This window comes from Cytobacillus sp., assembly GCF_032154635.1.
GTDB lineage: Bacteria > Bacillota > Bacilli > Bacillales > Cytobacillaceae > Cytobacillus.
The window spans coordinates 1-20,630 of record NZ_JALDXW010000053.1 but is presented as its reverse complement, the minus strand read 5'-3'; the positions used below and the strand labels follow the sequence as shown (position 1 = coordinate 20,630).

The following is a 20,630-nucleotide window of genomic DNA, read 5'->3' as shown; positions in this document are numbered from 1 at the left end:
ACTCAAAATCGTGTTCCTTCTGGAGTGTCGGTTCGACCCCGACCACCGGTATCAACTTTTAGTATCAAACAGTAATTTTAACGTGAATAATAACGTAATATCAACCGTTTCTCACAATGTGGGGAACGGTTTTTTGTAATGATTAATAATGAAATTTTCTTCACTGAAATTTTTTAAAATTTTGCGCAAGATAGGGAGGAAGGCAGTTTATGAGTAGGCGTAATCATTGACGATTAACTGTAAGTGTTTTGCTAATAATATTGCTAAAACTCAGCTGCCATTTTTTGTGTTGTTATAGTTATAAAAAGACAGATGAGGCAATAACTTTGAAGATTACAATGGAGATGAGTAAAGGTGCTTATGAAATTGCAAGAAATGAGGTTGAGGTATTGGTCTTATTCAAGTAAATAGACCAGTTGGCGAAATTTCCCTTTCAGTTCGTTCAGTTTGAACTATTGAAACGTAGATTTTGATACAGAATAAAGTAAATAAAGGAGTTTTATAGTAAAAGGTCCAATTATATTCTAGAGTAATAAAATCGGCGAAGGGGAAAGAAAATGAGTAAGGTCTTGAAAGTAAATGAGAATCCTTACAAAGTTACATCATCACGAGCTTGATGCACAATTACAAGAAATTAATTTTTTGATTATACCCTATTTGTTTATAGTTACGAGGGGAAGTATGAATGAAGATGAATGAAAAAACATATCTAAGTATAGAAGAAATTATATCATTACCAGCCTTATCAGGTACAAGTATAAGTGATAATGGAAAAAACGTAGTTTTTGTCAAGAGGACAGCTAACTGGAAAGACAATAAGTATAGAAATCATGTTTGGATATATGAAAAAGATAAAGGGCCGTGTTACCCATTAACAACTGGGAATATAGTTAGTACAGACCCTTTATGGTCCCCAGATTCTAGAAATATCGCATACCTCAGCCCAGTTGGTGACGGAGATAATAAGAAAAATCAAATCTTTGTTAAATCAATAGATGGTGATAGTGGGGTTCAAATTACTAATGAAAACGAAGGAGTCAGCAATTTTAAATGGGAGCCTACTGGCAAGGGGTTTTATTATGTTGCACAGTCAAAAGAATCGGAGGCGATAAAGAAACGTAAGGAACGATATGGAGATTTCCATCATGTAGGTAAGGAATACGAGAATAATTGTTTATATTACATTGAAATAGAACAAGTGATACAAGATGATAAATTTGAATACCAAAATAGCGTTGTTTATCAACTAACTGATGGGAAGGATTTTCATATCCATGAATTTGATATTTCAAATGATGGGAATAAGATTGTCTTTATGGCTGCACCAAGCCCAAATATGGAAGATTATATGAATGGAGAGCTATACATACTAGATATTAAAGCTGGAGAGCTAGAAAAGCTGAATATAGATAAGTTATTGGGAGGGAGCGTTTGCGTTTCTCCTGAAGGCAGCAAAATATGTTACTCAGCAAGCATTAGGGAGAGGGATTACTATAAGACCCATATACAAGACAGTACACTAGAGATCTATGATATGAATAATGGTGAGGTAATTCAGCCTTTAACAGACTTTGATAGTACGGTTATTCCATTACGGTGGACAGCTAAAGGTATTTTAATTAGATGGCAGAATAAAACGAATTATCTTATTGGATTGTTATCTGAGAATGGCACTGTGGAAATGTTAAGCGAAAAAGCAGACAGCTTTATCATGGAAGCTTCGATAACAAGGGATGGAAATCATCTATCCTATAATAAGGCTATGACAAATGAAACCTTTGAAATCTATTTAGACAATAAAAAAATAACGAATGAAAATAGCTTTTTCAAAGGAAAGCTTAAAAGCAACAGGGAAGTCATCTCATGGCAAAGCAGTGATGGTTTTGAAATAGAGGGAGTTTTATCAACCCCAGCAGAGTTTGACGCAAATAAAAAATATCCCTTATTAGTGGTCATCCATGGTGGTCCAGCTTGGGCATCCTTTCCGATATTTTCAGACTGTTTTAATGAGAAATATCCGATTGAACAGTTTATCGAAAAAGGCTTTATCGTTTTAGAACCAAACTACAGAGGAAGTTCTGGTTATGGGAATGCATTCTTAAAAGCAAACTATCGAAAACTGGGAATTGCTAACTACGATGATGTTATATCTGGAGTGGATAAACTAGTTGATAAAGGGATTGCAGATAAAGATAGAGTAGGGGTTATGGGATGGAGCAACGGGGGAAATATATCAGCTTTCTGTTCTACATATAGTAGTAGATTTAAAGCTATTTCAGTTGGAGGTGGAATTACTAATTGGAGTACCCATTATGTAAATACAGATATCCCTTACTTTATCAGGATGTATTTAGGAAATAATCCATGGAATGATCCAGAGATCTATGCTAAAACATCACCAATGACATATATTAAATCAGCCTGTACTCCTACTCTAATCCAACATGGCGAAAGGGATGCAAGAGTCCCAACTCCCAATGCATATGAGCTATATCAAGGATTAAAGGATATGGAAGTGGATACAGAATTAATTATTTTCAAAGGAATGGCATATAGTCCTGACCAGCCAGGAATGAATGTAGCTATTATGAAGCAGAATTTGGTGTGGTTCTCCCACTATATTCTTGGAGAAAGTATGAAAGATTTTCGGGTTTTATGATTAAAAAATGGTTATCTTTTCAAGATACATAAGGATAGAATAACCTTCATAAAAAAGGCCAGGTAGGATACGGGAGCTTATGGTAAAAGAAATATTTTACTTGCTAAAAATATCTGAATTTTTAATAAAGGAGATAATAGGATGATGCGTTCAACTGTAATTAGAAATTTTCAACAAGCGGATATGCCATTATTAGGTGATTTTTATCAAGCTGTTACAAAGGGCAAGAAGGTAGTATTTTGGTGGATTGGTCCAGAGGAAAATTGGGAGAATGTATACTGTGCCTTCGAAAATGAACAGATGGTTGGAAAAGGTCAAGTGGAAGTGATTAATGCGGTTCAGGATGGCTCTCTGCATGAGAGTAAACATACCATCTACTTGAACTTAAAAGTATTGCCTGAAAAAGAATCAGATTATGAACTATATAATGAACTATATGAAAAACTATACAATCGTGCATTAGAAATCAAGCAATTACTTTCTGCAAACTATGAAACTATTTTATGTGTCGGGAATTTTGGAACAGAGGTAAGGAATAATCAATTTTTTGTAGAGGAAAAAGGTTTTAAGCATTTAAACACATTATACACGATGAGCAGGGATCTAAAAAAACGGATTGAATCTATTAACTTGTTGCAACCGGGTTTACAATGGGATTATTGGAAGATGAGTACGATTGAAGAGGAAAAAGAATATTTAGAGGTTGAGGCAGAAATCTGGCCGGATGCTGAATTAGGCATAAATAGATTACGCGAATACAAAAACAACCAATTCTGGACTTCCATTACAATTAGGGAAAATGGGGATATCATCGGTAGTGCGATGGCCTGGCAAGAGGATGAAATGGGCGTTATCGAAGACGTGTTTGTCAGAAAACAATGGCGCAAACAAGGTATTGCGAAGTTCCTTCTGACTACGGCACTAACTTATTTAAAAGAAAAAGGGCTGAAAGAAGCTAAATTAATGGTAGATACAGAGAATGAAAAAGCGTTAAATTTATACAAATCAGTCGGATTTGAGGTAACGGATGAGGAAAAAAGATTTTTTATAGAGCTTTATTAATCATTTTGTCAAAAGTGTGTATAAAGTGGGGTTCGGTCCACCGGTATCATAAGAACAGAGCTGAAGCTTAAGATTGAGGGTTCTCATTCAAAAAGAGAGTCCTTTTTTATTTTCACCAACAAGACTTAGTAAGAAATAAAGAAGAACGAATGACTGGACTAAACGAAGGAGAGGGAGAGTAATCCTCTTCTTTTTGTAAAAAATTGATGGTTCTTTTAAACAAAGCAAGATAAGTCAAAAAAAATCATGCTTTCTTTTGTTATCCTATTAGTAAGGAGGTTCAAGAAATGAGCTACAGTCCCATCATCCAAAAATCAATTGAGTATATAGAGAAGAATTTACATGAAGAGCTATCACTAGAAAATGTTGCACAGTTTGCTGGATTTTCAAAGTATCACTATCATCGTATTTTTCTAAAAGAGGTTGGCGTGACTGCATCTGAGTATATTCGGTACAGAAGGATTGCTAAATCAGCCAATATGCTGCTTTATACAGATGAAAAGATTATCGATATTGCTCTTTATTATCGTTTTGAAACGCAAGAATCATTTACTCGTTCATTTAAGAAATTTTATCATTTGCCGCCAAGACACTATCGTAAACTTATGAGTAAATTGACTTTACAAAAGGAGGAAATTAGGTTGAAAAATGAACAGCTATTAAAAGGGTGGAAATTAAGCGGAAGTCATCCATTTAACTATCAGATGGGTATTGATCGAGAAACCTTTCACAAAGGGAGGGCATCTGGCTTTTTAAAATCTGTCACGGTTCATTCTCAAGGTGAATTTGCAACAATGATGCAGGAATTTAAAGCTGAGAAATATCTTGGCAAAAGGCTAAAGCTCTCAGGGTTTATAAAGTCTCGCGATGTGGATGGATTCTGTGGCTTTTGGATGCGTGTCGATGATTCCCTAGGGGATGTGCTGCAATTTGATAATATGGGTGACCGTCCAATTGTAGGGAGCAATGAGTGGAATTATTATCACATTGTTTTAGATGTGCCGGAAAATAGTGCAGTCATCGCATTTGGCGTGTTACTTTCAGGAAATGGGCAAGTTTGGATAGATGAGCTTAAATTTGAGGAAGTTGATCAGCAAACACCAACAACCAACATTGATTTTTCAGCAGAGCTTTTGGATGAGCCTGTCAACTTATCTTTTGAGGAATGATTTACAGTTTATATCTTACGAAAGGAAGGCTGATATATGCTTAGTTCCAAAAAACAAACGCTTGGAGTAGGAATAGGTATCCTATGTGCGGCAGCAATAATCGCTATAAAATTTTTTGCAGGCAATCTGCTTGTTCAATTTTTGAAAGATATCTTATCCATTGGGTAACCTGCAAATGAATCTTTTGATGAGTGGGAGTCGATAGGATTGAATATTTTAATGGCTTTAATGAAAAGTTTTTTACATTTCGGAGGGATCGGAATAGCAGCTATTCTTTGTATGGCAGCTGGAATAGTTTACATAGCTAGGCGAAGGAAAAAAGTAAAGAGTAGCCATTCGATACAATGAAGAAATTCAGCCTGTAGAAAAGCAAATGTAGAAAATGACAGGCTGAATAGGATACCTATAGGCTACTATTTCAATAAATGATGCAGCAATCTGTCTCTATTATCAAAAAATTGCTTCATGATGCTATAATGATTTGTTTCTTCAAGGGACGTTTCTTTTGCTCCTTCCTCCGTAAGTTCGATAATTTTAGCATTTGGATAGGACATGATGATTGGAGAATGGGTAGCAATGATAAATTGCGAATTTTGTTGGACTAATTCATGAATGTGGGCTAGCATCGAAAGCTGTCTTATTGGCGATAAGGCAGCCTCAGGTTCATCTAATAAATAAATGCCATTTCCGCGAAAACGATTCATAAAGGTTGCCCAAAAGGACTCTCCATGTGACTGCTCATGAAGTGATACGCCGCCGAACGAATCAATAATTCTTGGACCTGATGCCGGTTCCCTGTCTAACTCCTCAATGTTCGTTGCCACATTATAAAAGGTCTCTGCTCGGAGGAAAAATCCATCCTGGGGCCTTTCGATTCCTTTTATCAGCTTAATATATTTTTCTAGCGGGGAGTGAGAATTAAAGGTTGTAAAGTTAAAATGAAAGGAACCTCCTTCAGGATTAAATCCAGCAGCAATCGCAATCGCTTCTAATAAGGTTGATTTGCCCATCCCATTTTCGCCAACGAAATAAGTGACATTTGGATGAAAGGAAAGTTCGTCTAATGTCTTAATGCTAGGTAAATGGAAGGGGTATTTATTGAAAGAAGCGATGCTGTCACGTTTAAGTTGTAAACCTCTTATATATTGATTTTCCTCCATAAAACAACACCTCTGTATTTATTTTGAAGTATTTTACAAATGACTTTCTTAATACCAAATAATAACATAAAATAATAATTAATAGATTGATTTTACCAATAGATTTAAGTTAATAGGGGATATTCAGGAGGACCAGTGCATGGAAATAGAAAAGTTGAAAAAAGCGATCAAGGAACTGCCAGAAGAGGAAGCGAAATCTCTGCTCTTTCACGTTCTTCTAAGAATGAATCTTTTGCGAGAAACAAAGTATTCGGAGACAGAATTTATTAGCGATATTAAAAATATATACGAAACGTTTTTCGAAATATCAAGAGAACGGATGGAAAGGAGCCAAGAGGTGAATTTTCATAGGATCCATATTCTTTTCGGTGATTCTCCTGCAGGGTCTTTAAAATATGCTTTAAAGAAAATGGGCATATCTAAAAAGGAACAGGTCATTTCATTTTGGGACATGTTCTCGGTTGGTCCTGTCCGGAAGCTGCATGAAAAGGCAGGACAAGAAGAAAGATTTGATTTTATGCAAAAGGTTATGAATGATGAGCATGATGACTTTCGAGATTTTCAAAAGAATTTTTATGAGACGATGAATCAAATTCAATCGATTCCAGAGGATGTGCCAATTACCATATGGGTGGCTGAAAATGCCCATGAACAAACAGGGCTGCGATATGTTCTGTACTTATTAAAGAATAAAATGAATGACATTAAAGTGATTAATTCAACAAAAATGTTTGCGGAAAAATTTAATCGGCCTGATATCGAATACACGGCTATAAAGACCGGAGAAATCACCCCAGAAAAATTACAAGTGATTTACGAAGAAAGTAAATTAAATGCATATTTGTCAAATGAAGAAAGGAAGGCACTTGAAGAAGAGTGGATCGCTCTAGCAGACACCGAGAAAACTTTGCGAATTTGGCAAAATGGAAAGATAGAGAGTGTCAAAGAAGACTACTATGATCAATATATGATAAATACGGCAAAAAACCTTCAGATTGAGCGAGAACGTGCAAAAGAACCAGAAGTGTTTATGAAATCTGCAAGATTAATTGGAGAAGTAATCGGGCATTTAGACCAATATATGGGGGATACCTTTTTCGAGTATCGGTTAAGAAAACTGATAGAAAAGGGTGTTTTTGAGATGGAAGGGAATTTGAAAGCGATGCGGTTTTATAGTGTACGTTTACAGCAGTAAGGGTACATTGTAATACAAGAAGTATATAGTTACAGTATTGGCTTCAGATTTTGTGGTGTGGACGCTATGACATTGCAGAAATGCATACTGTTCAGGAAGAAACTTTATGAGTGATGAGGGGCATAATGAATAGTTACTCTGATAATCTACCAAAAAATAAGCATGACTTTGATCAAGTGTATAAACTAAAGAAGATGGATCGAACAGAGCTCTTGCCGTTACTGCCAGGTTTAATGGAATGGGTTAAGGACATGAATTGGCCGATTGCTCATGAGGTTGCAGAGCTGCTTATAACATTTCCAAATGACATTGTTCCGCTTATTAAAGAGGTTTTATGTACAAATGATGATGTATGGAAGTATTGGTGTTTAGAAATTTTGGTCAAAAGGTTACCTGAAGGGTTAGGAATGGATTTAAAAAGTGAATTAATAAATCTTGTTGAAAGACCTACAGCGGGAGAAAAATTAGAAGAACTAGACGAAATAGCAATGGAGATCTTACGGACGATTGAATGAATGCGGAGTTAAGAATAATGGTAAAACATATAAAAATCAGAGGGTACTCTGACTAATATATAGCAGGTAGGTGCTGTTTTGGAAACGATGATGGATTTAGTATCCATGCTTGAAAAGAAAAAAGTAAAGATAACTGAAATACCTAAATGGGGATCGTATTTGCGAAAACAATGGGAAGGCAATTTTGCAAATCATCTTAGTGAAAATGAAAAGAAGTCTATATATCTTTGTGACATAGATGGTTTATGTGGCTATCTTTGGCATCTATTTAGTTATGAGAAAAAGAATTGTTATAAAGAAGAGCAAGCTGACATTGCGTTTAACAAAGAAATAAAGAAATTCTGTTATGTTTTTTATCAACACATAGATGATGCATTGATTCTTGAAAATGCTTTATCTTTAAATGCAGATGATTTTTTAAATGAAAAAGATGTATATGTTGTAGATAAAGAGTTTAATTGGACTTATGTCAGAACCCATGAAACAGGCTGGTGTGGTCCATATTTCAGTAGAAAAGAAAAAGGAGTGGGTTAAAGTGAGCAGACCAGAGCTGTATATTACATTAGCTGTTGGACCTAATAGTGATATGGAGGCGTATGCCTTGCGTTCTACACTTGAATATTTTGGCGCAAGGGTGACCGTCCATTGGATTGGGAGACCGAATGATTTAATTGATGTCCTATCTGGTGAAGAGCTGGATACAAGGTGTGATTATTTAATTCTCGTATTTCACGGAGATGAGGGAAGATTGTGCATGCCCGAATTGGGAGAAGACGTCTATGAAACTAATGAACCAAGAGGAGAGTTTTTTGATTTTCATGATGTAAAGAGATATACAAATTTAAAAAATAGTAAAGTCATTGCAACTGGATGTACGTTAGGCGAAGAAAAATTAGCGAATGCATTCCTTGAATGCGGCTGTCATACCTATATAGCGCCAGATGATTATATAGATGGGAATTCAGCGTTAATGTTTGTGATTCGATTTATGTACGAGATGATTAACAATAAAAAAAATCAGCAGGAAGCGTTTGAAATTGCAAAATCGATTGATGAAGAATGCTTAATGTATCAACTATTTGTATCTCAAAATACAATTGTCTAAACTTCTTTGTTTTAGTTTTAAATGTTTATTGATTCCAATTGAGATGACCGATTTACATTTGCATGTTGAGGAGGCAGCATCTTATTTAGCTGTGAAGGGTCAATTAGCAGACGACCCTTTTCCACAACATTTAAATGGAATGGCTGGATAGAAGGAGGAGCAGCATGAGAGCCATATTTTCTATCTTATCAATTATATTGGCTGTAATTACAATGACAGCCTGCCAAACAGAGCAAGCAGAAACGATGGTACTTTTAGATGAAAAAGTTTCAGAAGTAAAAATATCAAAATCAAACGGATTTGGAGAAATGAATGAAGATATTATTTTATCCTTCAAAGATAATAAATCCTTGGATATTTTTGAAAGGGCAATAACCACAGCGATAAAGAAGCCAGGGAAGGCAGATATATCTGAGCCTGAGTACGACGTAATGGTGGAATACGAAGGGGAACTGCCAACACATGGCATTCATTTATGGCTAGGGAAGGAAGATGAGAAAAGTACGTTTATGTATATAATGGATGACTCCGTATATCTCACTTCTCCGCAAATGACAAATAAGTTAAGAAAGCTGATTCTTTCGGAAAAGTGAACACCATACATTATGAGTTGTTCTAAACTGTATATCGTAGGAAAGAAAATACTTTAACAAACCGAGAGTAAAATCTTCATATTATATGGCTCAAGTTACATAATACCTATATACCAACAAATATTTACTCAACAATCCGGCCAGATTGTTGAGTAAAATTTAAAGACCATTCCACCACTAAACTTCTTCATTCATGTAATAAACTTGGATAGTTAGAAATAGGATTAATTGAACACATAAAATGGCAGGTACAAAAAAATAAACTGTTCCTGCCTTAACTTTCTAGTTTAATTGATTTCTATAATTGATTATTTGACAAAAAGTTGCATGGAAAATGAGCATCATCGCTATAAACACCAAAGCTGTATCCCTCATTTTTAAAAAATGTGATAATCTCAGGAAGAAGTTTCAAAGTTGCTTCTTTCTCATGTAAAAGAACTACTTCTATATTATTCTTCGTACCATCTTCAATATTTTTCATAATCCTTTTTGGATCATTTTGATACTTCCAATCTAGTGATTCAATAGTCCAGTCCCAAACTTTTATTTCCTCTTCAATTAATTGTTGCAGAATGGCATTATCTTTCAAGCCCGGTATAGATCCATATGGAGGGCGTACAAGCTGTGGGCTTGTTCCAGTAATATCGTGGATGAGCTGTAGCGTTTCTTTCATTTCAGGCACAAACTGTTTATTTTTATACAGTTTGGTATTATCATGTGTCATACTATGTGCCCCAACATAATTTCCTTCCTCTGTTGCACGTTTTACATCCGCCTGGTAAGCAGCATGTTCTAAATGGGCTCCCTGCATAAAAAATGTCCCCTTGATTCCATACTCTTTTAATACATCGAGAAAGCCTTTTGTCCATATACTTGGACCATCATCAAAGGTCAAATATACGACCTTTTGATTTTGTTTACTCTGAACCTTTTTCTCTATTTTGTTTTCTTTTTGGGATAGATTATTTTCTATATTTTTTTCGAGTGGATCCCCTTGCACCTTTTGGGAGGGAGAAGGACTTTTCATAAATTGATACAATATCAAAAAGCTAGATAGTATCATAAAGAACACAAGCAATATATTAAATGTTTTTTTTAGTTTCCTTTTCTTCAAACGGTTATGTTGTATACCTTCCATATTTCATCACGTCCTCACTTTAAAACAACTTAAGAGCAGGGGGAAAGAAAAAATATTGATTCCTGCTCGTAAACCTTCACTTCCTGTAAAGAACAACATAATCTGTACTACACACTCTACATATTTTCACATAGGCTAATAGATTCTCGGAAATCCCCTATTTTGTGGATATGTATTCTTTTATACCCTCTACAATCGAAGCGGCAACGCGGGATTGAAAATCATCCGTCCACATTTTTGATTCATCCTGGGGATTCGTTAAATATCCTACTTCTATTAAAGCTGCCGGCATTTTCGTATCCTTTACAACAAATAGATCTCCCTTCTTTTTCCCTCTATCCCTAAATCCGGTAGCTTCAACGACTTGTTTTTGTAAGATCTCAGCTAGACGGAAGGAATTACTGTGATAATAAAACGTTTCCGTACCTGAAACACTAGGGTCAGAAAATGTGTTTCCGTGAATAGAGATAAATACATCTGCATTTAGTTTATTGGCATACTTTGGCCTGAATCTGCTTTCTTGCGATATAAAGCTATCATCCGTTCTTGTCATAAAAACTTCTATTTGAGGTTCCTGTTCCAATATTTTTTCAACTTTTTTCGACACACTCAAAGTAAAATCTTTTTCTTGCTTGCCGCTGGAGCCTGTAGAACCGACATCTGTACCGCCATGTCCTGGATCAATGACTACCTTATATGTTGTGTTACTTACTTTACTGCTAGGATGGCTTTCGTTTTTTTCTTTGTCATCAGAATTACTTGCGCAAGCGGATAGTACTAGACTGGAAAACAAGATCAATGCCATGCTCAATATCATTTTTTTCATGTTTCTTCCCTCTTTCTATAGTCGTTCCTTTACTTCTATTTCAAAGCAGCTTTGTACTTTTTAAAGATTAATAGAGAGAAATAAAGATGAGGTGAAGATACTGTCGATAATATTTAAAGAATATGAATGAATATGCTTTATGAATCAGGCAAACAAAAAAAGCCCCGCTCAATAACCGGGCAAAGGCCATTGAACGGGCAGCTCAAATAAATAAAATTACAATTATTCCTTGTATTTAGGAATGAGTTTGTGAAAGGACAAGTCCAGGAACCAGCGTATGACCATGAATTGTCTATTGTTTTAGCAAAAGAAGAATGAATATTTATTAAAAATTATTATATTTAGGTTGAGGTGGGGGGATATTGAAAATTTTTGAATTTCTTCTAGCAAATCAGAAAGCCCGATGTGTTAAATTTAAATAATAAACTTACGTATAAAGGTGGATTGAATATGCCTAAAATCGACAATATACTAGCGATTCTATGGATGCTTAATTCAAATGATAAAATTACTGCAAAACAAATTTCAGAAAGGTTAGAAATGAATATAAGGACTGTGTATCGTTATATAGATACACTTACAACAAGTGGCGTACCTATCATTTCTGAATCAGGTCATAATGGTGGATACAGTTTATTGAAAAATTTTATTGAAGCTCCTCTTTTTTTTGATTTTGAGGAACAAACCTCATTATTTCACGCTGCTGTTTTTGCAGAAGAAGCCGGATATTATGGAGGTGAAGCGCTAAATAGAGCTATTTCAAAGCTAAGCAACTATTCAAATCAAGAACAGAAAACAAAGATAAACCAACGTTTAACTAGTCTTGAAGTCATCAGTCAATTAAATTCCCTCACGATGGAGCCTATCTTGAAGGAAGTAGAGCAGGCTGTAACTGACGGATATGCTGTAAACATTCGATACCTTAAAAATAGCAAGGAACAATCAACCTATAGATTGATTGATCCGTACAGAATGATTTATTGGAATAAAAGGTGGTATGTAATTGGGTTTTGTCATCTTAGGAATGAGATCCGCAGCTTTAGAGTCGATCGAATTGAAAGCATAATGCAAACTGAAAATACGTTTAAACAACCAGAAAATTTTTCAGCACGTGACTTTTTTATGGAAAACCTCCTTCCAACTATAGAAGGGAAGGAAGGCATTATCCCTTTGGTTATTAATGGGGATCCATGGGCGTTAGATGATATTTGCCATCATTGGTTTCTTGGACATTATTTACAAGAACGGACATCGAATCAAGTCAGATTTCTTCTTGAAAAAGACATGATTCTTACATATGTACCTCATTTACTTTTACCGTATGGTAAATCTATTCAAATAATTGAGCCGGCAAATCTTAAGCAAAAACTTATTGAAGTTCTGTCGGAATTCATAAAATTTCATCAAAAAGGATAACTTCCCTGACGTTAGCTGTCAGGGAAGTCATTTTATAATAGGCTATATTACTTGTGATTGGAGTGTTATTGGATGCAAACAAAAAAAGTTTATCTTTATGTATTTCATACAATGTCAGACTGGGAATATGGCTATTTAATTGCTGAACTGAACACAGGAAGATATTTTAAAAAAGATTTAGCACCTTTAAAAGTAATTACAGTTGGCGCGAATAAAGAAAGGATTACTACAATGGGAGGACTGAGCATCCAACCAGATATTTCCCTTGATGAATGTAAGCTAGAGAGTAAAGATCTTGTAATCTTACCTGGCGGGACTACTTGGAGAGAAGATATTCATCAACCTATTTTAGAAAGAATTGGCGAAGCTTTAAAGCTTGGTACGATTATTGCTGCAATTTGCGGTGCAACGGAGGCACTTGCGAATAGGGGATACTTAGATTCTAGAAAACATACAAGCAATGACTTAGAGTATATTAAAATGGTCTGTCCTAATTATAAAGGCGAATTATTTTATAAGATGGGACCTGTGGTAGCTAGTGAGAATTTAGTTACTGCATCAGGGATAGCACCGCTGGAATTTACGATGGAAGTACTAAAAACATTAGATGTATTTGCACCTGACACATTACAAGCATGGTATAACTTAAATAAAACTCATCAACCTGAATATTTCTTCCAGTTAATAGATTCAATAAATAGCTGAGCTAAAAAAATCAATTTAGCATTTTTTTTACCTAACTTAAATAGGCTATTTATTTAATTAGATGGAGATTGTGAAGGAAAATGTAATCAGACTATAGAAGCAAATATTGTATTAAGAAATAACACATTATAAATCTGATGATGAAAACAAGAATAAGCTATTCCAATAAGACAAAAAGTTCCTTTCAATTGAGAGGGACTTTTTAATTATATGTAAATATATTAAGTGCCATTCAGTATATGAAATGGATTGAAGGAAACACTAGGCAATAAAAAAGGAATGAAGGTAATATCATGCAAAAGATTAAACCAATTCAATTAAATGCAGATAAAACAAACATGACCGAAAAACTAACATCGGCCGAATTAGGTAAGCTTTGGGCTACCTATATGGGAAACAGTATGGGGAAATGCATTTTGAGATATTATCTTCAGCATGTTGAAGATAAGGATATTAAAGCATTACTGGAAAATGCATTATTACTAAGTGAAGAATTTTTGAAAATAACTTACGATATTTTCACAAAAGAGAACGTTCCTATTCCTCATGGTTTTACTGAGGCTGACGTAAATATACATGCACCTCGTTTATTTCAAGATGAATTTTATGTCCATTACTTAAAATATACGGCAAAAGCTGGAATGAGCATATACAATGTTGCTATCCCGCTCGTATATAGGAAAGACGTAGAAGAATTTTTCAGATACTGTATGGATTCCACTATGGACTTAATGGGTCAAATTAAAGATATATTAATGTATAAGGGGTTGATCATTAAGCCTCCATTAATACCCGTTCCTGAAAAAGTGATATTCGTTCATAAGGATTTTTTAAATGGATTCTTTGGAGATGTACGACCAATGCATTCGTTAGAAATTACTCATTTTTACGATATTATTGAAAATAATACAACGAGCAAGGCACTCATCACAGCATTTGCCCAAGTAGTAAAGGATGAAGAGATTCGTAAGTTATTTGAAAGAGGAAAAGACATTACCAAAAAAAATATTGAAACAGATAGGAAAATGTTAGAAAAAGAAAATTTGCCTGCTCCATCTTCTCTTAATGACTTAATCACAACATCTACTTTTTCTCCGTTTTCTGATAAGTTAATGCTATTCCATAAGATGGACATGTTTACAATTAAGTTAAGATCTTTTGGAAATGCAGCTGCTGTCAATGGCAGACATGACATAGCACTAAAGCATAGTAATGCGTTATTGAAAAATGCAAGTTTTGTTCAAGATGCAGCAAAAATAATGATTGAGAAAGGCTGGTTTGAACAACCACCAAGTGCAGTTGATTGAAAAATCTAAACCGTTAAATGAGTAAGTAAAAAATATGCAATGAAGTGTACTCCACTATAAAGCGCAATTCTGCAGCTAAGAATTGCGCTCTTTCTTTATGATAGGAATAATTTGTCTTAACTCTGGTACCAATATAAAGCGAAGTCATTCATTGCCGAAGCGTACCCCTGTTGTCTTAACATCGTCGTTATGTTCCCTCGATGATAAGTACCATGATTAACAACATGAAATAACATTTCCGAGTATGCCGTTTCTCTAGCACCGGTCCAAGGATTATTCAAATTAATCTTTTGTTCAAAATCGTTATGATTATTGATCCAATCTTCATATTGTAAAGCTAATTCCTCATAAGATTTAACAAACTCATCTGCGGAATATAAATTAGACTTTTCTTGGAGAACCATAGAAGCTGTCAAAGCTTCTTGCATATCCATTCCTTTAAGTACTTGTAACCACATAACATCTACTACATAGATGTGACTAAACGTTTGAGCAATCGTTGGATATGAACTACTAACCTCTTCATATAGGACATTACTTGGTAATTCTTTTATTCTTTCAAGTAGCACCTTATTAGCCCAAACATGATACTTATACATATTTTTTGCATGGTTCATTTAACATCTACTCCTTAATATCTGTTTTTGTAACAGTTGATATTTGTATTATAAAAAAAGATATATGACAGCAGTTTGTCATACATGTTTATAAACTTTCATTATTTTTTTTGCCTCATCTAATAAAATGGATTGCAGTTCCACAGGCTTTAGAACTTTAGCCCCGCTGCCAAAGCTTAAAAGAATAGATTTAAGCCATCCAGCATGCAGAGGCTGGTAAATAGAAATTGTAAGTGTCATACTTCCATCACTGTTAAAGACCTTTGATGAATTTTGGAATTGGTCTAATACTTCTGCTAAGGAATTAGGATTCACCCGGATTACTACATCCTCAAATCCATCTAGATCAAAATTTGAATAAGATGAATCACCTTTCATTTCGTGAGTTTGCAGGAACTGTTCTAGTGTCAGATTGATATTCAACATACGTGATACTCTAAATTCTCTATAATTCTGACGTTCTCTGCAATAACCATATACATACCAGCTGCGAAACTTATAATGAAGATGAACAGGTTCTAATTCACGTGATGTAATTTCATTTTTTTTACTTACATAATCAAAGCGGATCACCTTTTTTTCCTGTATAGCTTTTCGCAGATCGATTAGTGAAGCCGGTTCTGTTTTATTGCTTTCCAAGTTAACTAATAAAGCACTAGTGTTGCCGCTTGTATCCAATGTTTTTAATCTTTCTATCGTTTGTTCAACTTCCTTATCTTCAAAAATACGTGATAAACTGCTTAATACAGTAATTAGATTCAAGATGTCATAGGAACCGATTAAGCTTTTATCAAATTTGTATCCTTTTATGATACCGAAACCTCCGTTAGAACCTTGATAAGAAACGACTGGTATTCCAGCAGCACAAATAGTTTCGATGTCCCTATAAATGGTCCGAGATGATACTTGGAATTCATCAGCTAAACTAGATGCTGACAAAATTTCATGATTTAAGAGCTTGAATATAATGGATATTAAACGTTCTAATTTCAATTCTACTTTCCTTCCCTCAATAATGGATTAAGCGGCCTTTAACGTTGTAAATCTCGTATCCCTTTCCCAATCCTTCTCACTCCAATCGGGATTTTCAGATCCTCCACCTGTGATACGCTCAACCGTATTCGATTTTCCTTCTTATACTCAGGGAGATACATATTCGTTGCATCCTGAACGAGTACATTCTTCTTTTTGAGATGATCCACAAGGTGCTTTGCTTTCATTCCGCTAGGAAGTTTAATTGTCGAGTAGAAACCGGAGTCACCGCCTGTAAATGAGGCCTCGGAAGGGAGATGATCGAGATAGGCCTGTTTGAGTATGGTGCCTTTTTTCTTATATTGTCGTCTAAGCTTTTGAATATGCGCGTGATACATTCCGCTGCTTAAGTAGATTTCAAGAGCACCTTGAGTCAGGACAGGTGTATGCACGTCAGCTGCAAATTTTGCCCTTGAAAAATCTTTCAACAGTTCTTCAGGCAAGACGGCCATTCCTAATCTTAAGCCAGGCAATAAGACCTTTGAGAAGCTCTTCGTATAAATCACTCTCCCGGATGGGTCGTAAGCAAACATCGGATCTGCCTTTCTTTTTGTATCGAGATCTCCCATATAGTCATCTTCGATTATGTACACATCATATTTCTGTGCCAATTTCACGATTTTCTTTTTTTCCTCATTTGTGTAGTTATAGCCTGTTGGATTCTGAAACCTTGAGACTGTATAAAAGAATTTGATGCATCTTTCCTTAAATACTTTTTCTAAATAATCAAGGTCAATGCCATTCTGACTTATTTCGATGCCGATAGCTTTTAAGCCGCGAGAAGTGATTGAGTCGATAAAACTAAAATGGGTTGGCTGATCAACACAGATCTCTTCTTTTCCATTCGGGAATGGGAGTGAGACTAATAGATCGAGTGCTTGCTGAGAGCCTGATACAACACATATCCTTTTTGAAGAAGCAAATACCTGCAAATCCTGCAGCTGCTGTGCAAGTTGATTTCGAAGACTTTGTAATCCAAGCGGTTCAGAGTATTGAAACATTTCTTCCTTATAGAGTTCAATCGTCTGGTTCAACAATGCTGGTAGTCTCGGTAAGGCATATTCCAGCGATCGGGACCGGCAGATGAAAAATCTATGATCTCTTCAGAAGAACGACTTTCAGTTTGGCGGCTGCCAAGGAGATAATAACCGCTTTTAGGAACCGAATATATTTTGTGCTCCTTCTCCATCTCACTGTAGGCTTTTACAATTGTGTTTAAACTACAGTCAAACTCATCTGAAAGTGAGCGGATAGATGGTAATTTATCCCCAGGATTAAAACGGCCGTCTGAAATACGATTAAGAATCTCTTTCATGATTTCTTGGTATTTTGTCTCCAAAATATCTCCCTAACTTTGTTCTGTATGGGTACAGATGGCAAATTTAACATCTTTTCGTAAAAATAGATTCCCATATAATATAAATGAGCTATACAAATTCAGCAAATAAGGAGGCTTTTACTATGAAAGTTTACAAGCGTAAGGGAGGTTCAACCAAAAATCTCTATCGATTAGCAGCGTTATTCTTTTTTTCTATGATTCTAGTTTTCACAGGGCTATCAGCAGAAACGAATGCAGAAGTTCTAAAAACAAAGAGACTAATGATTGAAGGATTATTCAATGGAATAGACGGAACAATGGTACTTAAGAATCTAAAAAACGACAATATTTATGTATATAACCGTGAAAGAAGCACAAAGGAGCTCACTCCTGAATCAACTTTTAAAGTGCCAAATTCTTTAATCGGGCTGGAAACAGGTGCAGTAAGAGACGAGTATGAAGTGAAACGCTGGGATGGAGTGATTAGGGAGTTCGAAGGATGGAATCGGGATCACTCACTATCTTCCGCAATGAGAGAGTCAGCCATTTGGTATTATCAAGACATGGCAAGGGATATTGGTACGTATAAGATGCAAAATTATATCAATCAAATAGGTTATGGAAACGGTGATATTTCAGGTGAGATTGATAAGTTCTGGCTTGATAGCACCTTGAAAATTTCGGCTTCAGAACAAGTTGACTTCATGGAAGATCTTGTAGAAGAAGAGCTCCCGTTTAATGAGAAAAATCAGAAAACAGTAAAAAGGATGATGATTCAGGATGAACAGGACGGCTTTACTCTGCATGGAAAAACAGGGACAAGGCTGTCAGATATGGGATTAGGATGGTACGTTGGTTTTGTAGAGAATGATAAAGGAATCTGGGTATTTGCTGTTAATATTGACGGATCTGGAACAGAAGCGAAGAATATTGCCGTGGAAGTACTGAAGGAGAAGGGCATTATCAGATAAGGACCTTACTATCCATAGTGGATATCAGAGGAAGTAGAAGTTTATCTGGATAACAGGTTTCTAAAAAATGTTTAAACCAAAGAAGCCGTCAATAGTAGACGGTCTCTTTGGTTATTTAAGATTCTTCTGTGGATGTTAGAGAACATGGTTTATTATTTCACTCTTTTCTTTCTTATAAGAAAAATTTTTTTCTAATTATTATCTCAGCAATAATAAGATTAAGGATCCAGCATAGCCAGACTGCTATCGTATAGGTATTTCCATACGGAAAATTCATTGCGTGATGAGTAATGGCTACAATGATATAAATAGTTATATTCGCAAAGGATAGAAAGAAACTTCGAATGATCCATTGACTATGTAGAATTATTTTTTGTTTTTTGATATACCAGTAACCAAGGATCGTTGTTCCAAGCCATAATGTATTTAAAATTAGAAACCCCAGTGTACTTGGCCAGCCTCCTGTTGCAAAGAAAGAGACATAGACTCCGGGAATGAAATTTAATAGGATAGACAACACATAAATTCGGCCATTCCAGCGGTGAAAATTGTTAGATTTAACGCGAATTCTTTTTATCACCCCTAATGGACCAGTAAGAAGTGAAAAAATAGCCAGCACAATATGAATACGAATCATTATTGTCCATAGCAATTTATCTGTCAGAATGAGGTCCTTTCTAGAAATGAATTTTTCAAAACTAGGGTCAACCATAAAATTTTCAGAAAATGTATGAAATACCCATAGGATTGAGATGATTAAAATAGCTGTTTGAATGAATTTTTTCATTTTCTGCACGCGCCTTTTAAGAAATGCGATGTCCAATTAATTTAGAAGACGGCAGCATGCCAGCCTTTGCTTCACCAAACATTTGATCCTGATCTATTGAAACGATAAATTTTAATGTAAGTCGTATCGGTTTAGTTACTTTCATGGTCCACTTTAATTGATTTCCTTCTAAAATAGGGTTGTCTAAAGCAGCAATCTCTTCTCCCTGCTTGGCAGTTCCTACTATTTGTCCATCTTTTGTAGATAAATCAAACAATACGGAAAGCTTTCCGATAGGGGTGGATATCGTGGTATCCCATATCCCTTCAAAATTGCTCCTTTCATTCGATAGACCCGTCGTATATGGTCTTGTGACTTCAATAGGATTTTGATGTTTGAATACTTTTGGTGAATTTCCTTCAGCCTTCCAAACGCTCCCTCTTCGTTCGTATTCAAATAATTGTTCTATAGCGTGTGCTATTTGGGGACCTAACTCTCGCTCAACTAAATAAAGGGCAACATCTAATCCCGATGTCACACCGCCCCCGGTAATCAAATGACCATCATCTACAACGCGTGCTTTAACGGGAATAGCATCTGTGGCACTTAAAAGTTCCATTCCCATATGATGGGTAACGGCATGCCTGCCTTCTAATAAACCACTCATTGCTAATATAAGGGAGCCGCCACAAACGGTGGACAGCAAAATATTTGGATTCTTCATAGCTTCCCTTAGTAAATGACTTAATTCTGTCTCCATTGCTTGTTGTAATTTAACTGGCACCGAATCTGGTCCCTTATCATGAACTGAACCAGATGCTCCCGGGATAAGGATGATTCCTTTACCGCTTGAATCAAGTTTATCACTTGCTTGAACTTGTAGGTGATTTACGCCACTTGTCACCATTCGCTTCCCCTCAGCAGATACAAATTTAACGGTTACTTCCTTAGTTGAATACATTGCAGCAGCAGTAAACACTTCAAAAGGAGCAATAGCGTCTAATAAATCAAATCCATCAAACAAAACAATGCACCAAATGGAAAAAATGAGAAACTTTGATTTTCTAACCCCATAC

Annotated in this window: 22 protein-coding genes; 13 read left to right on the top strand and 9 right to left on the bottom strand. The window is 35.5% G+C overall.

Going from position 1 to position 20,630, the window contains the following annotated elements; genetic code table 11:
* The first annotated feature begins 685 nt into the window (after positions 1–685).
* From RUH74_RS22080 to RUH74_RS22065, 4 genes are all read left to right on the top strand, one after another.
* The gene (locus RUH74_RS22080; RefSeq protein WP_313804328.1) at positions 686–2,659 is read left to right on the top strand and encodes a S9 family peptidase; all 1,974 of its coding nucleotides are present in this window, start codon (positions 686–688) and stop codon (positions 2,657–2,659) included.
* Between the two features lie 141 nt (positions 2,660–2,800).
* Positions 2,801–3,721: a GNAT family N-acetyltransferase gene (locus RUH74_RS22075; RefSeq protein ID WP_313804325.1), complete on the top strand. Its 921-nt coding sequence runs from the start codon at positions 2,801–2,803 to the stop codon at positions 3,719–3,721.
* A 287-nt stretch (positions 3,722–4,008) separates the two neighbouring features.
* Positions 4,009–4,890, top strand: coding sequence for a helix-turn-helix domain-containing protein (locus RUH74_RS22070; protein WP_313804322.1), 882 nt, complete (start codon positions 4,009–4,011; stop codon positions 4,888–4,890).
* Between the two features lie 36 nt (positions 4,891–4,926).
* The gene (locus RUH74_RS22065) at positions 4,927–5,058 is read left to right on the top strand and encodes a hypothetical protein (protein WP_313804319.1); all 132 of its coding nucleotides are present in this window, start codon (positions 4,927–4,929) and stop codon (positions 5,056–5,058) included.
* A gap of 245 nt (positions 5,059–5,303) precedes the next feature.
* On the opposite strand, the gene RUH74_RS22060 is transcribed toward RUH74_RS22065, so the two are convergent.
* Positions 5,304–6,050 carry an AAA family ATPase gene (locus RUH74_RS22060; RefSeq protein ID WP_313804316.1) on the bottom strand — a complete coding sequence of 249 codons (747 nt, stop codon included), beginning with the start codon at positions 6,048–6,050 and terminating at the stop codon, positions 5,304–5,306.
* Positions 6,051–6,189: 139 nt separating this feature from the next.
* On the opposite strand from RUH74_RS22060, the gene RUH74_RS22055 reads away from it, so the two are divergent.
* The 5 genes from RUH74_RS22055 (at position 6,190) to RUH74_RS22035 (ending at position 9,458) form a co-directional block, all read left to right on the top strand.
* The gene (locus RUH74_RS22055) at positions 6,190–7,245 is read left to right on the top strand and encodes a DUF1835 domain-containing protein (protein ID WP_313804313.1); all 1,056 of its coding nucleotides are present in this window, start codon (positions 6,190–6,192) and stop codon (positions 7,243–7,245) included.
* 125 nt (positions 7,246–7,370) lie between these two features.
* Entirely contained in the window at positions 7,371–7,760 is a 390-nt protein-coding gene (locus RUH74_RS22050) for a DUF5071 domain-containing protein (RefSeq protein WP_313804310.1), read from the top strand.
* A gap of 90 nt (positions 7,761–7,850) precedes the next feature.
* Entirely contained in the window at positions 7,851–8,294 is a 444-nt protein-coding gene (locus RUH74_RS22045; RefSeq protein WP_313804337.1) for a DUF4275 family protein, read from the top strand.
* A gap of 1 nt (position 8,295) precedes the next feature.
* Entirely contained in the window at positions 8,296–8,865 is a 570-nt protein-coding gene (locus RUH74_RS22040; RefSeq protein WP_313804334.1) for a delta-aminolevulinic acid dehydratase, read from the top strand.
* A gap of 164 nt (positions 8,866–9,029) precedes the next feature.
* Entirely contained in the window at positions 9,030–9,458 is a 429-nt protein-coding gene (locus RUH74_RS22035) for a YhfM domain-containing protein (protein WP_313804307.1), read from the top strand.
* A 298-nt stretch (positions 9,459–9,756) separates the two neighbouring features.
* Here RUH74_RS22035 and RUH74_RS22030 read toward each other — a convergent pair whose 3' ends face one another.
* Entirely contained in the window at positions 9,757–10,596 is an 840-nt protein-coding gene (locus tag RUH74_RS22030) for a polysaccharide deacetylase family protein (protein ID WP_313804304.1), read from the bottom strand.
* Between the two features lie 157 nt (positions 10,597–10,753).
* On the bottom strand, positions 10,754–11,422 hold the full coding sequence (locus tag RUH74_RS22025; protein ID WP_313804301.1) for an N-acetylmuramoyl-L-alanine amidase family protein: 669 nt from the start codon (positions 11,420–11,422) through the stop codon (positions 10,754–10,756).
* Positions 11,423–11,872: 450 nt separating this feature from the next.
* Between RUH74_RS22025 and RUH74_RS22020 the strand changes: the two genes are divergently transcribed.
* From RUH74_RS22020 to RUH74_RS22010, 3 genes are all read left to right on the top strand, one after another.
* Entirely contained in the window at positions 11,873–12,838 is a 966-nt protein-coding gene (locus RUH74_RS22020; protein ID WP_313804298.1) for a helix-turn-helix transcriptional regulator, read from the top strand.
* Between the two features lie 72 nt (positions 12,839–12,910).
* The gene (locus RUH74_RS22015; RefSeq protein WP_313804295.1) at positions 12,911–13,543 is read left to right on the top strand and encodes a type 1 glutamine amidotransferase family protein; all 633 of its coding nucleotides are present in this window, start codon (positions 12,911–12,913) and stop codon (positions 13,541–13,543) included.
* A gap of 293 nt (positions 13,544–13,836) precedes the next feature.
* Positions 13,837–14,850, top strand: a complete 1,014-nt coding sequence (locus RUH74_RS22010) for a DUF3231 family protein (RefSeq protein ID WP_313804292.1) — start codon at positions 13,837–13,839, stop codon at positions 14,848–14,850.
* A gap of 116 nt (positions 14,851–14,966) precedes the next feature.
* Here RUH74_RS22010 and RUH74_RS22005 read toward each other — a convergent pair whose 3' ends face one another.
* The 4 genes from RUH74_RS22005 to RUH74_RS21990 all read right to left on the bottom strand — a co-directional run bounded on the left by RUH74_RS22005 (position 14,967) and on the right by RUH74_RS21990 (position 17,838).
* Positions 14,967–15,467, bottom strand: coding sequence for a DinB family protein (locus RUH74_RS22005; RefSeq protein ID WP_313804289.1), 501 nt, complete (start codon positions 15,465–15,467; stop codon positions 14,967–14,969).
* Positions 15,468–15,545: 78 nt separating this feature from the next.
* The gene (locus tag RUH74_RS22000; protein WP_313804286.1) at positions 15,546–16,460 is read right to left on the bottom strand and encodes a helix-turn-helix transcriptional regulator; all 915 of its coding nucleotides are present in this window, start codon (positions 16,458–16,460) and stop codon (positions 15,546–15,548) included.
* Positions 16,461–16,498: 38 nt separating this feature from the next.
* Positions 16,499–17,536, bottom strand: coding sequence for an aminotransferase-like domain-containing protein (locus tag RUH74_RS21995; protein ID WP_313804283.1), 1,038 nt, complete (start codon positions 17,534–17,536; stop codon positions 16,499–16,501).
* Positions 17,530–17,838: a GntR family transcriptional regulator gene (locus RUH74_RS21990; RefSeq protein ID WP_313804280.1), complete on the bottom strand. Its 309-nt coding sequence runs from the start codon at positions 17,836–17,838 to the stop codon at positions 17,530–17,532. The genes RUH74_RS21995 and RUH74_RS21990 overlap by 7 nt, the downstream gene beginning before the upstream one ends.
* 122 nt (positions 17,839–17,960) lie before the next feature.
* Here RUH74_RS21990 and blaOXA point away from each other — a divergent pair, with 122 nt between their 5' ends.
* Positions 17,961–18,788 carry a class D beta-lactamase gene (blaOXA, locus tag RUH74_RS21985; RefSeq protein ID WP_313804277.1) on the top strand — a complete coding sequence of 276 codons (828 nt, stop codon included), beginning with the start codon at positions 17,961–17,963 and terminating at the stop codon, positions 18,786–18,788.
* Between the two features lie 172 nt (positions 18,789–18,960).
* Here blaOXA and RUH74_RS21980 read toward each other — a convergent pair whose 3' ends face one another.
* Both RUH74_RS21980 and RUH74_RS21975 read right to left on the bottom strand, forming a co-directional pair.
* Complete coding sequence (locus RUH74_RS21980) at positions 18,961–19,575, bottom strand: DUF2306 domain-containing protein (protein WP_313804274.1); 615 nt, start codon at positions 19,573–19,575, stop codon at positions 18,961–18,963.
* A 16-nt stretch (positions 19,576–19,591) separates the two neighbouring features.
* A complete protein-coding gene (locus RUH74_RS21975; RefSeq protein WP_396230146.1) occupies positions 19,592–20,593 on the bottom strand; it encodes a DJ-1/PfpI family protein in 1,002 nt (333 codons plus the stop codon).
* Positions 20,594–20,630: the final 37 nt, after the last annotated feature.

What these genes read in the sequence shown, in the direction of transcription:
- RUH74_RS21980 (WP_313804274.1), bottom strand. Translation starts at nt 19,575, where the DNA reads ATGAAAAAATTCATTCAAACAGCTATTTTAATCATCTCAATCCTATGG.
- RUH74_RS22070 (WP_313804322.1), top strand. Translation starts at nt 4,009, where the DNA reads ATGAGCTACAGTCCCATCATCCAAAAATCAATTGAGTATATAGAGAAG.
- RUH74_RS22030 (WP_313804304.1), bottom strand. Translation starts at nt 10,596, where the DNA reads ATGGAAGGTATACAACATAACCGTTTGAAGAAAAGGAAACTAAAAAAA.
- RUH74_RS22035 (WP_313804307.1), top strand. Translation starts at nt 9,030, where the DNA reads ATGAGAGCCATATTTTCTATCTTATCAATTATATTGGCTGTAATTACA.
- RUH74_RS22065 (WP_313804319.1), top strand. Translation starts at nt 4,927, where the DNA reads ATGCTTAGTTCCAAAAAACAAACGCTTGGAGTAGGAATAGGTATCCTA.
- RUH74_RS22060 (WP_313804316.1), bottom strand. Translation starts at nt 6,050, where the DNA reads ATGGAGGAAAATCAATATATAAGAGGTTTACAACTTAAACGTGACAGC.
- RUH74_RS22020 (WP_313804298.1), top strand. Translation starts at nt 11,873, where the DNA reads ATGCCTAAAATCGACAATATACTAGCGATTCTATGGATGCTTAATTCA.
- RUH74_RS22015 (WP_313804295.1), top strand. Translation starts at nt 12,911, where the DNA reads ATGCAAACAAAAAAAGTTTATCTTTATGTATTTCATACAATGTCAGAC.
- RUH74_RS22045 (WP_313804337.1), top strand. Translation starts at nt 7,851, where the DNA reads ATGGATTTAGTATCCATGCTTGAAAAGAAAAAAGTAAAGATAACTGAA.
- RUH74_RS22055 (WP_313804313.1), top strand. Translation starts at nt 6,190, where the DNA reads ATGGAAATAGAAAAGTTGAAAAAAGCGATCAAGGAACTGCCAGAAGAG.
- RUH74_RS22075 (WP_313804325.1), top strand. Translation starts at nt 2,801, where the DNA reads ATGATGCGTTCAACTGTAATTAGAAATTTTCAACAAGCGGATATGCCA.
- RUH74_RS22025 (WP_313804301.1), bottom strand. Translation starts at nt 11,422, where the DNA reads ATGAAAAAAATGATATTGAGCATGGCATTGATCTTGTTTTCCAGTCTA.
- RUH74_RS22005 (WP_313804289.1), bottom strand. Translation starts at nt 15,467, where the DNA reads ATGAACCATGCAAAAAATATGTATAAGTATCATGTTTGGGCTAATAAG.
- RUH74_RS22010 (WP_313804292.1), top strand. Translation starts at nt 13,837, where the DNA reads ATGCAAAAGATTAAACCAATTCAATTAAATGCAGATAAAACAAACATG.
- RUH74_RS22080 (WP_313804328.1), top strand. Translation starts at nt 686, where the DNA reads ATGAAGATGAATGAAAAAACATATCTAAGTATAGAAGAAATTATATCA.
- RUH74_RS22050 (WP_313804310.1), top strand. Translation starts at nt 7,371, where the DNA reads ATGAATAGTTACTCTGATAATCTACCAAAAAATAAGCATGACTTTGAT.
- blaOXA (WP_313804277.1), top strand. Translation starts at nt 17,961, where the DNA reads ATGAAAGTTTACAAGCGTAAGGGAGGTTCAACCAAAAATCTCTATCGA.